Origin of the sequence: Bacteroides muris (ex Fokt et al. 2023), assembly GCF_024704895.1 — a bacterium.
GTDB lineage: Bacteria > Bacteroidota > Bacteroidia > Bacteroidales > Bacteroidaceae > Bacteroides > Bacteroides muris.
Window position 1 is genome coordinate 1 of sequence record NZ_JAMZEE010000065.1, and the last position, 12,949, is coordinate 12,949.

Genomic DNA, 12,949 nt, shown 5'->3' on the forward strand with positions numbered 1-12,949 from the left:
GTAGACCGATTTCAGTTCGGGATAATGTTCGAATATGATTTCCGCACGTATTCTTTGGAAGTCAGTCTATTTACTAAAATGCTTGAAAGTACATGCTTAGCCCTTGCCAGCAGCTGCTCACGGGTATCTCCATTGGTATATCGGAACGGAACATACGCTATATTTTGCTCTCTGCACCGCTGAATTTCATCGTTCTTCAAATCCCGTGCCATCCGGCGATAAGTAATCCTGAGTTCATCAATTGCCTCATAAAAGAGCTTCTGTACATGAAACCGGCCATTGGTCATAGTGGCATTGGGAAAAGCCGTTCGGACAATCCGCATCATAGTCGGCGAAAGATCCAAAGTGACCTCTTTGACTGTCTTGCGTTTGGAGAGATGAATCATTTCAAGCACCCTTATGACGTCTTCAGACTTCGTGCCACGTATCATGGACACAAGAGTACCTCTGCCACCACGTCCCGCACGGTTCGTGACAACAGTATATAATTCTCCGCAGCTCAAAGAAGTCTCGTCAATACAAAGGCCGGGACCTATGTTTTGTTTGAACAAGACATATTCTGAAGCATAATCTAACCGGTCCCAGTGTCGGTATGCGCTGATAAACTCCTTGTACCGGGAAGTTACCCCATAAGCATCTGCTATGGAGCTTATGCTGGCCGCGGTAGTTTCAATCTTCTTCTTTTAAAAAAGCAACGAACTCAGAAGTGAGTTTCGTTCCTTCGGACGTAAGATTATCGTAAGTATAGGAAAACGTTTCCCCAGTAGCTTTGTCATACCAGCGACGACGTCTCACATGGAGATAAACAGGTTTACCACGCAGAGGAAAGTCCTGAATCACTTTCTCATCAGTAAAACCATGTGAAATCACGGTGCCACTCTTGTAATCGGAACGCTCAAGGTAGTGTTTTTCATCAAGCCAGACTTCGATTTTGACAGAGTCGTCATGCCAACCGGTAATCTCGAAATACTCCATTAAAACTTCGGGGAAGATGAATCGTAGTAACTTATGTAGGTTGCGATTAAAATTCGTTGGATTGTTGTTAGAAGATAACCGCAAAGATAGCTTACTTTCGTGTATTAACATAATATGCCCACAGGGGGGGGGCGGACTGACCCGTTATTGGGTTGAAAAACGGAGTGCTATAGAATATTTTTCCTAAAATACTACTGAATGAGGATAATTATTCGTATCTTTGTCGCCCGAATAAACAAATGAAGCTTTGGGAAAGTTTGATAAATACAAAATAGACCTGAAAGGTATGCAAGCAGACTCATGCAAATATGAGTTTGTATTGGATAACCTTTTCTTTGCCAATATTGATGGACCGGAAGTACAGAAGGGTAAAGTTTATGTGGTATTAGTTGTAAAGAAAACATCTCGTGCTTTCGAATTGAACTTCCAGACGGAGGGAATGGTGTGGGTGCCATGTGACCGTTGTTTGGATGATATGGAACAGCTTGTCAGTTCAATAGATAAACTATTGGTGAAGTTCGGTCATGAATATGCCGAGGAAGGTGATAATCTCATTGTAATCCCTGAAGAGGAGGGTGAGATTAATGTAGCATGGTTTATGTACGAGTTTGTAGCTTTGGCCATCCCCATGAAGCATGTGCATGCTCCGGGTAAGTGTAACAAGGCAATGACCAGCAAACTGAGTAAGCATATGCGTACTACTCCGGATGATGAGATGGCGGAGGATACATTTGCACCAGAAGAAGTGGAGCTGATGAATGAAGAAGAAACGCAGGTAGACCCGCGTTGGGACGAATTAAAGAAAATATTAGATAACAATTAAAGATTAAAGAAAATGGCACATCCTAAGAGAAGACAGTCAAAAACAAGAACTGCAAAGAGAAGAACTCATGATAAAGCAGTAGCTCCTACACTGGCTATTTGCCCGAATTGTGGCGAGTGGCATGTATATCACACTGTATGTGGCGCATGCGGTTACTATAGAGGTAAGCTTGCAGTTGAAAAGGAAGCTGCCGTATAATTACGGTCAGTTTGGCTAAAACTTATACTTGAATATCGGGCGTCTAAAAAGATTTGTGATTTAATGAGCAAACCTTTTTAGACTACCGTTGTTTCAGCAGTTCTATAAGTAAACAAGATTTTAATGGAAAAAATAAATGCAGTAATTACAGGAGTCGGTGGTTATGTCCCTGATTACGTCTTGACAAACGACGAAATCTCGAAAATGGTGGATACCAATGACGAATGGATTATGACTCGTATCGGGGTAAAGGAAAGACGTATCTTGAATGAAGAAGGGTTGGGTAGTTCCTATATGGCGCGTAAAGCAGCCAAACAGTTGATGCAACGTACGGGTGCAAATCCGGATGATATTGATTTGGTGATTGTAGCTACTTCCACTCCGGATTACCATTTCCCTTCTACCGCTTCTATATTGTGTGATAAGCTTAGGCTGAAAAATGCGTATGCTTTTGATTTGCAGGCAGCTTGTAGCGGATTCCTCTATTTGATGGAGACTGCTGCCAATTTCATCCGTTCAGGAAGATATAAGAAGGTTATCATTGTGGGAGCTGACAAGATGTCGTCGATGGTTGATTATACAGACCGCGCTACTTGTCCTATCTTTGGTGACGGTGCTGCTGCCTTCATGCTTGAGCCGACAACGGAAGACGTAGGTATTATGGATGCTATTCTGAGAACCGATGGTAAAGGTTTGCCTTTCCTGCACATGAAAGCGGGTGGTTCGGTTTGTCCTCCATCTTACTTTACTGTAGACAACCACATGCATTACATTTATCAGGAAGGACGTACTGTGTTTAAGTATGCTGTATCCAATATGTCGGATGTTAGTGCAGCTATTGCTGAGAAGAACGGTCTGACAAAGGATAGCATTGACTGGGTAATTCCGCATCAGGCAAACCTTCGTATCATTGATGCTGTGGCTCATCGTCTGGAAGTTCCTCATGAGAAAGTATTGATTAATATCGAACGTTATGGCAATACCAGTGCTGCTACGTTGCCTCTTTGCATCTGGGATTTTGAAGAAAAGTTGAAGAAAGGTGACAACCTTATTTTCACTGCATTCGGCGCAGGATTTACTTGGGGAGCTGTGTATGTGAAGTGGGGATACGATGGAAAGAAGCAGTAATACACTATTGCTAGATATAACATAATAAAAACGCATCCTATTTCGATTCGATGCGTTTTTTTTTCTCAATTCAAATACTGAAGTCATGCACAAAGCAGGTTTTGTAAATATCGTGGGGAATCCTAATGTAGGCAAATCCACATTGATGAACGTTCTGGTAGGTGAACGTATTTCTATCGCTACTTTTAAGGCACAGACCACCCGTCATCGAATTATGGGCATCTATAATACGGATGCCATGCAGATTGTGTTTTCGGACACTCCAGGGGTATTGAAGCCAAATTATAAATTGCAGGAGTCTATGCTGAATTTCTCCACTTCGGCATTGATGGATGCAGATGTATTGTTGTATGTGACGGATGTAGTTGAGACTCCCGACAAGCATAATGACTTCGTGGAGAAAGTGGGACACTTGGGGGTTCCGGTTTTGCTGCTTATCAATAAAATTGATTTGAGTAATCAGGAAAAGCTTGTGGAACTTGTGGAAGCATGGAAGGAATTGTTGCCGAAGGCTGAAATTATTCCTATCTCTGCTATTTCGAAATTCAATGTGGATTATGTGATGAAGCGGGTGAAGGAACTTCTGCCCGATTCGCCTCCTTATTTTGATAAAGACCAATGGACGGACAAACCGGCACGTTTCTTTGTGACCGAGATAATCCGTGAGAAGATTCTGCTGTACTACGATAAGGAAATCCCTTATTCAGTGGAGGTGATGGTAGAACAGTTTAAGGAAGAAGCAAGGAAGATTCATATCAGTGCCATAATCTATGTGGAGCGTGATTCACAAAAGGGCATTATCATAGGCAAGCAAGGGAAGGCTTTGAAGAAAGTGGCTACCGAAGCGCGCCGTGATTTGGAGAGGTTTTTCGGGAAAACGATATTCTTGGAGACATTTGTGAAAGTTGATAAGGATTGGCGGAGTTCAGACAAGGAACTACGTAACTTTGGTTATCAGCTGGATTAAGAGTTATTCATACGACTGTGACAGTCGCAAAAAACAAAGAGTGTGAACTATGGGAAATTTAGTTGCAATCGTAGGGCGCCCCAACGTGGGAAAGTCTACATTATTTAATCGTCTGACCAAGACACGTCAGGCAATTGTGAATGAGGAAGCGGGAACCACCCGTGACCGCCAATATGGAAAAACCGAATGGCTGGGACGTGAGTTCTCGGTAGTGGATACCGGTGGTTGGGTAGTGAACTCTGATGATATCTTTGAAGAGGAGATTCGTAAGCAGGTGCTGATGGCGGTAGATGAAGCCGATGTGATTCTGTTTGTGGTGGATGTGATGAACGGAGTTACAGACCTTGACGAGCAGGTGGCTTCCATATTGCGTCGTGCCAAGAAGCCTGTGTTGCTGGTTGCCAACAAGACTGATAATCATGAACTGCAATACAATGCTCCTGAATTTTATAGCTTGGGTCTAGGCGATCCTTATTGTATTTCTGCTGTAACGGGTAGCGGTACGGGAGATATGATGGATTTTATCGTCGGTAAGTTCAAGAAGGAGTCTGATGAAATTCTGGACGAGGATATTCCCCGCTTTGCGGTAGTAGGACGTCCTAATGCTGGAAAATCTTCCATAGTCAATGCCTTTATTGGAGAAGATCGCAATATCGTGACGGAGATTGCCGGTACCACGCGCGATTCTATCTATACCCGTTACAATAAATTCGGTTTTGATTTCTACCTGGTAGATACGGCGGGTATCCGTAAAAAGAACAAGGTGAATGAGGATTTGGAGTACTACTCTGTAATCCGTTCCATTCGTTCCATTGAGAATGCAGATGTATGTATTTTGATGATAGACGCTACGCGTGGCATCGAAAGTCAGGATTTGAATATCTTTTCTTTGATTCAGAAGAATGCCAAGGGACTGGTGGTTGTGGTGAATAAGTGGGATTTGGTGCAGGACAAGACTGTAAAGGTGATGAAAACTTTCGAGGATGCTATCCGCAACCGTTTCGCTCCATTTGTGGATTTCCCTATCATCTTTGCTTCGGCACTGACCAAACAACGTATTCTGAAGGTGTTGGAAGAGTCGCGTGATGTGTACGAAAATCGTATGACGCGTATTCCGACAGCTCGTTTGAACGAGGAAATGCTTCCGCTTATTGAGGCATATCCCCCCCCTTCAATCAAGGGTAAATATATCAAGATAAAGTATATTACGCAGTTGCCCAATACCCAGGTGCCGTCATTTGTTTATTTTGCAAATCTTCCACAATATGTGAAAGAGCCTTACAGACGATTTCTGGAAAATAAGATGCGTGAGAAATGGAAGTTAACCGGAACTCCGATAAATATCTATATCCGGCAGAAGTAAAATATATCGTGATGATATAAGTCGATTCTATTAACTGGTTTTATGAAGATGAAGAGGTTGTGTCAAAATTTTGACACAACCTCTTCTGTAATTTACAGTTCTGTCATCTTTTCTTTTGCCTAGCAAAGAAAGTAAGGTTCATCGTCACCTTGTTTGAAATTATCAAGATTAAAATTGTTGACAACTGATTTGATTGCGCTGACTGGGTTGTTCACAGCTGTGTTTTCATCAATTATCCTGAGAAAAAGAACGGGTCGGTTGGGAGTATAAGGACGAAAATGTACGTTTTGCCATAACGTAAAATTGTAACTGTTATTTTCTTATCACTCTAAATTCGCATTTTGCATTTCCGAGTAATCCGTTACCGTCAACGCCTTCTACGACCCCGATAAATCCGGTATTGATGTCAGAACAATAGAAATGAACTTCCGCTTCTCCTTTTTCATCTGTAATGACAGATGGAGTCCATAATAAAGTATTGCGGGCATCAGGAGTGGAAAGCTGAATGTCTACCTCATCTGGTTGGTAAAACTCTCTTTTTCCATAATAACCTTTGGTACGCCAGAGGTTATTCATGCGAAGTAGTTCTTCTTCTGAATAATGATTAGCGTGATAAACTACTGTTTGTTTATCTATGAGAGAAAATTGATTACCGCCCAAATGTTTAAATTTCACTATTTCATATTGTTTACCTTCTATAGGTGTTGTTCGTTTATCAGAAGATATATGACAAGGTTTCCACCAAGGATGAGCATTATAATCAGGTTTGTAATTTTGTAAATAGCCACAGCCACAAACATAAGTATAATTCAAGTTTATTTGTGCCAAACTATCCAGCCTTCCCATCATTTTATCTCTAAACGGTTTATGCCCCTTTGCCGTTATCGTCACCTCATTCAATAGTATGGTACTGTCACTGCTTATCACAGGCAAATCAAGGATTTGCTCTTTCTTATAGTGGGACAGTTCCTCCATCGGATAATACTGAGGCCTGTTCTTCTTTATACTATCAATTAAAGGAAAGTAATCCACCAATTCCAGTGCCGGTTTGAACTCTTTCGACAACATGGGCTTCAAATACACATACCCTCCTTGAAGTGCTTTCATTTTGTCCGGGTCAACCATAAAACGTCCTGTAGAGTCCGTCCAAATAAACTGGGAGTTTCCTTCTGCACCGAAAACCTGGATAAGCTGTTCTGCTCCTTCATCCTGTTTATCCTTTTTCTTACTCTTAAGGGTCTGTATGCCATTGATTTCATCTGTCAAAAACGGTTCTCCTTGGTAATCAGGCTCTGCTGCATTCCATACATATCGCCTCCAACCTTGTGTAAGTAACAACAGATCCAACGCTTCTTTCCTGTCACTGTTCTTTTCGTCAAAATAGTAAGTCGGGTTACAGATCCTGCCCCGTATTTGGGAGGAAAGATAACAGTAAGTGAGGATATTCACCGGGTCGGCAGGATTATTGTATGCCCGGTCATATACGCTAATACCTAGATTTGCCCTCACCGGATTGCCTTTTTCGTCTGTCGTTTTTATCTTGATTGACGCTTTTTCCCGAATTGTAAAACTTGTCTTTTCAGGCTCAGCCGTTATATACAGTTTCTTTTGGGGATGAACATACACCAACCGTTCTGCAACGGGCTGCATGGAGCTGTCGAAAAGCGTAAACTCCGCTATGCCCTGATACGGGAAGTTTTCGAGCGGGATGGAGATTTTAAGACTGTCTTTTAATATCCCTTTTGCCATACAGCAAATCATTCCGCGCATTTGTCCCAAAAGATAAATTTGGCGGTGTGGCAAGCCCTTGGTTTGTGAAAGGACAAAATCCAGATGTTCTTTATCCTGCTTTCGAAGATTCAGTACCATTCCTTGCGAATGGATCTCGGGTAACGGATAGCTTTTTCCATTCTTCAATTCAATCCTATATTTTTTATTGACAAAGGGAGTGAAGGAGACGACTCCCATCCCATCGTGTACGTTATTTATTCCGCACAGGAACTTATCATCTTCATAGATGGCTCCTTCCACAGATACCGGATTCCCCTTGCCGTCGGTTGCCTTGAAAGCCAGTCTGGAGGAAAGACCGGAAACGAGATTCCCTCCTTCGGGGAATGTTTCAAAACGGAAGGTTGTATCTTTAGGATTCCCTGTTACTTCCGAACGGGCTATATTCTTTACTATCCTTATTTTGCGGGTAGGGGTTATTCCGGTAGTATCATGCTTGTAAAAAGAGTGTTTGGTATAGCCTTCCAACAAATAGTCGCCTTCCGAAAGTTTTTCGTCTATGTAGATATGGCCGGATACGATGCCATTCTCTATCGGATACTTTTCCTGCCAAACCACGCTGTCTTTCGGATTAATCATTTGCAGATAAAGAGTCTTACTCTTATCCGATAAGCCGAAAGTTTGTGCATCTAGCTGATAGGCTTTGAACCAGAGGTCTTCACCGGTCTCGTAGATGTCTTTACTTGTTTGAAAATAGATTGATTCAGAGGGATGAGAAGAAAAGCTGCTTTCTATATGATTAACCAAGGAGTCTATGGATTCTTGGGAATGAACCATAGAGGTTGTCAAATTCATTCCAAACAAAAAAATAAATATTTTATATACCTTTACATCTTTCTTATTCATTTGAATATTGGCAATATATCGATGAAAGTATTGAATTTATAGTATTTAGTTATAACTTTTAAGCAATTACTGTTATATTTTCAGAGAGTAAAGCTACAGAGAGAGGAAAAACTTCCACTGCATATTTCTTATGCAGGAGATTTGGAACTTCAGTGTGTTTTTATCCTTCAAGGTTCTGTATCTCCACTTCTTTGACCTTCCGGAACAAGTCGGATGCAAATATGAAACTGTTCAACCGTTCGTTGGTGGAAGTGAAGATATCGTCTTTATTGCCTTCCCATTCTTTGTGCCCTTCGTAGATGTAGATGATTTTTTCTCCGATACCCATTACAGAGTTCATGTCATGAGTGTTGATGAGAGTAGTCATATTGTATTCCCGGGTTATATCCTGTATCAGTTCGTCGATGACAAGCGAGGTCTTGGGGTCAAGTCCTGAATTCGGCTCGTCACAGAACAAGTATTGCGGGTTTAGGGCAATGGCACGGGCAATGGCTACGCGTTTCTGCATACCACCGCTGATTTCTCCAGGAAATTTGTCTTTAGCTTCAATCAAGTTGACACGTTCTAAACAGAACATGGCACGACGAGTCCGGTCGCGCAGGGTGTCGTTGCTGAACATGTTCAGTGGAAACATTACGTTGTCCAGTACTGTCATGGAGTCGAACAGTGCGGCACTTTGGAAAATCATTCCCATTTCCCGGCGGAGCGCTTTCTTCTCCTTCTTTCCCATGGCAAGGAAGTTGCGGTGGTCATACAACAATTCTCCTTTGTCCGGTGTCAACAAACCCACGATACATTTCATGAGTACGGTTTTTCCCGAACCGCTCTGCCCTATAATCAGGTTGGTCTTTCCATTCTCAAAAGTGGCATTGATATCTTTCAATACCTCTTTTCCTTCAAATGATTTGCAAAGTCCTTTCAGTTCAATCATCCCATTAAAAGTTGAGTTAATATTAGGTCGGCGAATAAGATAAGTACACTGCTGCATACTACGGAGTCGGTGGACGCCTTACCTACCTCGATGGAACCACCTTCGACGGTGTAGCCGAAGAATGCCGATACACTGGCAATGATAAAGGCAAAGAACAGCGACTTGATGATACCGCACCAAATAAACCATTCGACAAACATGTACTGCAAGCCGTATTCTAAATCTACCGCCGACATGATGCCACCGAACCAGCAAGTACAGAAGGCACCTATGATACCGGCGAATATACTGAACGTCACCATCAGTGGAATGGTTGTCACCATAGCGGCGATTTTCGGTAGGATAAGATAGTTGGCAGAGTTGACACCCATAATTTCAAGGGCGTCTATTTGCTGGGTGACCCGCATGGTGCCCAGCTCCGAGGCGATGTTTGACCCGACTTTCCCTGCCAGAATCAGGCACATGATGGAGGAGGAGAATTCCAGCAGCATGATTTCACGGGTTACATACCCCACTGTCCATCGGGGCATGAAGGGACTCTCGATGTTCAACTTTATCTGTATGGTGATTACAGCTCCGATGAAGAACGATATCAGCAATACGATGCCGATGGAGTTCACGCCAAGCTGTTCCAACTCGTTGACATATTGGCGGAAAAACATACGTATACGTTCGGGGCGGGCGAATACGCGTCCCATCAGTATGATATATCTTCCCACTGTCTTAAGTGCTTTAATCATGACATATAAGTATTTGAATGCAAATGTACACTATTTCGGCTTATTTTTGCTACATTTGCGGCGAAAACCTTTAGAATATGGAAGAAGAAAAAGGCATAAAGGACAATGTAGAAGAAGTTAAGGAAAATCTGCAGGCCGGGCAAGACCGGACTATAGGGGCAGAACTGCGGGAAGAAGACAGGATGGTATTGCGTACGGAAGACCTTGTGAAGAAATATGGTAAACGTACGGTAGTCAGCCATGTGTCTATTGACGTGAAGCAAGGAGAAATTGTCGGTTTGCTGGGGCCGAATGGCGCTGGTAAGACGACTTCTTTTTATATGACCGTAGGGCTGATTACACCCAATGAGGGACGCATCTTCTTGAATGATTTGGATATAACGAAGTATCCGGTATACAAGCGTGCGCAGACGGGTATCGGATATCTGGCGCAGGAGGCTTCCGTGTTCCGCCAGATGAGTGTGGAAGACAACATTGCATCTGTATTGGAAATGACCGACAAACCTTTGGAGTATCAAAAGGATAAGCTGGAGAGTCTGATTGCTGAATTCCGTTTGCAAAAGGTGAGGAAAAATAAGGGTAACCAGTTGTCTGGTGGCGAGCGGCGCCGTACGGAAATTGCCCGTTGTCTGGCCATTGACCCCAAATTCATTATGTTGGACGAGCCTTTTGCCGGTGTAGACCCGATTGCGGTGGAGGATATTCAGCAGATTGTGTGGAAGTTGAAGGATAAGAATATCGGCATTTTGATTACTGACCACAATGTGCAGGAGACGTTGAGCATTACCGATCGTGCTTATCTGCTGTTTGAAGGAAAAATCCTGTTTCAGGGTACCCCGGAAGAGTTGGCCGAGAATAAGATTGTACGTGAAAAGTATCTGAGTAACAGTTTTGTGCTACGTCGCAAGGATTTTATGAAGTGACACGGTTGCTGTTGATTGATAGAAATAAAAAAAGACCACTATTTAGTGGTCTTTTTTTATTTCTCCTTAAATCTATGGTATTAATATTTCGGAGGTCTTGCTTCTTTTACTACCATCTGGCGACCAAAGAATTCGGCGCCGTCAAGTTCTGCAATAGCTTTGGCAGCAGCTGCACTGTCTTCCATTTCAACGAAAGCAATGCCTCTGAAGCGTCCGGTCGTACGGTCATTGATAAATTTAACGGAAGTAACTGTACCGTAATCTTCCATGGCCTTTTGCAGGTCATCTTCCTTAACACGGTAGTTAAGGTTTCCAACATAAATGTTCATAATGAAAATGATAAAATAAATAAAATGAATAAAACTCTCTTGGAAGGAAGGCTGAATAATAAATGAATCACAAAGACAGAGAGTTTACAAAAGCGTTCTTGAAAACGGAAGTAAAAACCATGTAATGGAAATCGAATAACTAATGTGCCATCATTCCGTGACAAAGAAACGTATAAAAATCGGATTGACAATGCTTTTCTATAATTATTTTGCTTTTTTCTTCCAGCTCGTGTGGAGGAATTTGGCAGTAACCATGTTATATATACTTATTCCTTAGTAACAGAAAAGAAATAATTCGGCTATGTTTTTTGATAATTGAAAGAATAACGCTAATTTTGCAACCCCATTTGAGATATGGAACAAAGTATAAATCAAATAAATAATTGTCAGAATGAACGTTTCATTACAAAACATTGACAAAGTAAGCGCACTGCTTACTGTAAAGCTTGAGAAAGCAGATTATCAGGAAAAAGTAGACAAGTCATTGAAGAACTTCCGTCAGAAGGCGCAGATTCCCGGTTTCCGTAAGGGAATGGTTCCTATGAGCTTAGTTAAGAAAATGTATGGTAAGTCTGCATTGGCTGAAGAGGTGAACAAGCTGCTTTCAGAAACAGTATATAAGTATATCCAGGACAATAAGGTAAATATATTGGGCGAGCCTTTGCCCAACGAAGACAAGCAACAGGAAATTGATTTCGATACTATGGAAGAGTTCGAATTCTTGTTTGATATTGCTTTGGCTCCGGAATTTAAGGCTGAAGTTTGTGCAGAAGATAAGGTAGATTACTATACTATCGAAGTTACAGACGAAATGGTGGATAATCAGGTCAAGGCTTACACCCAACGTAACGGCAAGTATGACAAGGTAGATGTTTACGAGGACAATGATATGCTGAAAGGTTTGCTTGCTGAACTGGATGAAGAAGGTAATACCAAAGAGGGTGGCATTCAGGTGGAAGGTGCTGTAATGATGCCTTCGTACATGAAGAATGATGAGCAGAAAGCTATTTTTGCCGGTGCAAAAGTGAATGATGTGCTTGTATTCAACCCGAATACGGCTTGGGACGGAAATGCTGCCGAATTGTCTTCTTTGTTGAAGATTGACAAGGAAGCTGCTCCCGAAGTGAAATCCAATTTCAGCTTTCAGGTAGAAGAAATCACACGTTTCGTTCCGGGTGACTTGACTCAGGAAATCTTCGACCAAGTATTTGGTGAAGGCAATGTGAAGACGGAAGAGGAATTCCGTGCTAAAGTGAAGGAAGTTATTGCCAACCAGTTCGTGGCAGATAGTGACTATAAGTTCTTGATTGACGCACGTAAGATGCTGATGGAGAAAGTAGGTAAACTGGAATTCCCGGATGCATTGTTGAAGCGCATTATGCGTCTGAACAATCCTGATAAGGAAGAAAGCTTTGTAGAGGACAACTATGATAAGAGCATTGAAGAGCTGACTTGGCACCTGATTAAGGAACAGCTGGTGAAAGCCAATGACATCAAGGTTGAGCAGGAAGACATCACAAATATGGCTAAGGAAGCTACCCGCGCACAGTTTGCACAATACGGCATGATGAGCGTGCCCGAAGAAATTCTGGAGAACTATTCAAAGGAAATGCTTAAGAAGAAAGAAAGCATAGAAGGTTTGGTCAACCGTGTGGTTGAATCGAAACTGGCTACTGCATTGAAGTCTCAGGTGGAACTGGAGCATAAGAACGTTTCTGCTGAAGAGTTCAATAAGATGTTTACATGAGAGTAATGTGAGCCTACGGCTGAAATTTATAAAGAAACACAGAGTTTGATGAACTATAACTCTGTGTTTTTTTGTGTCTCTGTGTTCTTTTTTGTTTCTTTGTAGCCTTATAAATTTAATAGTCCGTTAAAAATTCACCATATCGGCTAAGCGGCTTCTGCCACTATGCCAAAGAGTTCTTTGATAAGTTT

General features: G+C 42.1%; 13 protein-coding genes. 7 read left to right on the plus strand and 6 right to left on the minus strand.

Annotated elements, in window-relative coordinates; all coding sequences use genetic code 11:
- Positions 1 to 11: 11 nt before the first annotated feature.
- Positions 12 to 551: a transposase gene (locus M1B78_RS17395; RefSeq protein WP_257941365.1), complete on the minus strand. Its 540-nt coding sequence runs from the start codon at positions 549 to 551 to the stop codon at positions 12 to 14.
- A gap of 118 nt (positions 552 to 669) precedes the next feature.
- The gene (locus tag M1B78_RS17400) at positions 670 to 975 is read right to left on the minus strand and encodes an ISAon1 family transposase N-terminal region protein (RefSeq protein ID WP_257941366.1); all 306 of its coding nucleotides are present in this window, start codon (positions 973 to 975) and stop codon (positions 670 to 672) included.
- 247 nt (positions 976 to 1,222) lie between these two features.
- On the opposite strand from M1B78_RS17400, the gene M1B78_RS17405 reads away from it, so the two are divergent.
- From M1B78_RS17405 to der, 5 genes are all read left to right on the plus strand, one after another.
- Positions 1,223 to 1,798, plus strand: coding sequence for a DUF177 domain-containing protein (locus M1B78_RS17405; protein WP_257941367.1), 576 nt, complete (start codon positions 1,223 to 1,225; stop codon positions 1,796 to 1,798).
- 12 nt (positions 1,799 to 1,810) lie between these two features.
- Positions 1,811 to 1,996, plus strand: coding sequence for a 50S ribosomal protein L32 (gene rpmF, locus M1B78_RS17410; protein ID WP_004288267.1), 186 nt, complete (start codon positions 1,811 to 1,813; stop codon positions 1,994 to 1,996).
- A 123-nt stretch (positions 1,997 to 2,119) separates the two neighbouring features.
- Positions 2,120 to 3,124, plus strand: a complete 1,005-nt coding sequence (locus M1B78_RS17415) for a beta-ketoacyl-ACP synthase III (RefSeq protein ID WP_136011049.1) — start codon at positions 2,120 to 2,122, stop codon at positions 3,122 to 3,124.
- 85 nt (positions 3,125 to 3,209) lie between these two features.
- Positions 3,210 to 4,091, plus strand: a complete 882-nt coding sequence (gene era / locus M1B78_RS17420; RefSeq protein WP_257941368.1) for a GTPase Era — start codon at positions 3,210 to 3,212, stop codon at positions 4,089 to 4,091.
- Between the two features lie 49 nt (positions 4,092 to 4,140).
- Positions 4,141 to 5,454, plus strand: a complete 1,314-nt coding sequence (der, locus tag M1B78_RS17425; protein WP_257941369.1) for a ribosome biogenesis GTPase Der — start codon at positions 4,141 to 4,143, stop codon at positions 5,452 to 5,454.
- A gap of 312 nt (positions 5,455 to 5,766) precedes the next feature.
- Here the strand turns inward: der and M1B78_RS17430 are convergent, their stop codons facing one another.
- From M1B78_RS17430 to M1B78_RS17440, 3 genes are all read right to left on the minus strand, one after another.
- A complete protein-coding gene (locus tag M1B78_RS17430; protein ID WP_257941370.1) occupies positions 5,767 to 8,019 on the minus strand; it encodes a hypothetical protein in 2,253 nt (750 codons plus the stop codon).
- 229 nt (positions 8,020 to 8,248) lie between these two features.
- Positions 8,249 to 9,019, minus strand: a complete 771-nt coding sequence (locus M1B78_RS17435; protein WP_136011045.1) for an ABC transporter ATP-binding protein — start codon at positions 9,017 to 9,019, stop codon at positions 8,249 to 8,251.
- The gene (locus tag M1B78_RS17440; RefSeq protein WP_136011044.1) at positions 9,016 to 9,759 is read right to left on the minus strand and encodes an MlaE family ABC transporter permease; all 744 of its coding nucleotides are present in this window, start codon (positions 9,757 to 9,759) and stop codon (positions 9,016 to 9,018) included. Before M1B78_RS17440 ends, M1B78_RS17435 begins: the two co-directional genes overlap by 4 nt.
- 182 nt (positions 9,760 to 9,941) lie before the next feature.
- Between M1B78_RS17440 and lptB the strand changes: the two genes are divergently transcribed.
- The gene (gene lptB / locus M1B78_RS17445) at positions 9,942 to 10,682 is read left to right on the plus strand and encodes an LPS export ABC transporter ATP-binding protein (RefSeq protein WP_136011052.1); all 741 of its coding nucleotides are present in this window, start codon (positions 9,942 to 9,944) and stop codon (positions 10,680 to 10,682) included.
- An 80-nt stretch (positions 10,683 to 10,762) separates the two neighbouring features.
- On the opposite strand, the gene M1B78_RS17450 is transcribed toward lptB, so the two are convergent.
- The gene (locus M1B78_RS17450; protein WP_136011043.1) at positions 10,763 to 11,011 is read right to left on the minus strand and encodes an RNA recognition motif domain-containing protein; all 249 of its coding nucleotides are present in this window, start codon (positions 11,009 to 11,011) and stop codon (positions 10,763 to 10,765) included.
- 391 nt (positions 11,012 to 11,402) lie between these two features.
- On the opposite strand from M1B78_RS17450, the gene tig reads away from it, so the two are divergent.
- A complete protein-coding gene (gene tig / locus M1B78_RS17455; RefSeq protein ID WP_257941371.1) occupies positions 11,403 to 12,758 on the plus strand; it encodes a trigger factor in 1,356 nt (451 codons plus the stop codon).
- Positions 12,759 to 12,949 lie beyond the last annotated feature (191 nt).

Bases quoted from the DNA above. Each gene is read 5' to 3' on its own strand.
- rpmF (WP_004288267.1), top strand. From the start codon at position 1,811: ATGGCACATCCTAAGAGAAGACAGTCAAAAACAAGAACTGCAAAGAGA.
- lptB (WP_136011052.1), top strand. From the start codon at position 9,942: ATGGTATTGCGTACGGAAGACCTTGTGAAGAAATATGGTAAACGTACG.
- M1B78_RS17400 (WP_257941366.1), bottom strand. From the start codon at position 975: ATGGAGTATTTCGAGATTACCGGTTGGCATGACGACTCTGTCAAAATC.
- M1B78_RS17435 (WP_136011045.1), bottom strand. From the start codon at position 9,019: ATGATTGAACTGAAAGGACTTTGCAAATCATTTGAAGGAAAAGAGGTA.
- tig (WP_257941371.1), top strand. From the start codon at position 11,403: ATGAACGTTTCATTACAAAACATTGACAAAGTAAGCGCACTGCTTACT.
- M1B78_RS17415 (WP_136011049.1), top strand. From the start codon at position 2,120: ATGGAAAAAATAAATGCAGTAATTACAGGAGTCGGTGGTTATGTCCCT.
- M1B78_RS17430 (WP_257941370.1), bottom strand. From the start codon at position 8,019: ATGGTTCATTCCCAAGAATCCATAGACTCCTTGGTTAATCATATAGAA.
- M1B78_RS17450 (WP_136011043.1), bottom strand. From the start codon at position 11,011: ATGAACATTTATGTTGGAAACCTTAACTACCGTGTTAAGGAAGATGAC.
- M1B78_RS17440 (WP_136011044.1), bottom strand. From the start codon at position 9,759: ATGATTAAAGCACTTAAGACAGTGGGAAGATATATCATACTGATGGGA.
- der (WP_257941369.1), top strand. From the start codon at position 4,141: ATGGGAAATTTAGTTGCAATCGTAGGGCGCCCCAACGTGGGAAAGTCT.
- era (WP_257941368.1), top strand. From the start codon at position 3,210: ATGCACAAAGCAGGTTTTGTAAATATCGTGGGGAATCCTAATGTAGGC.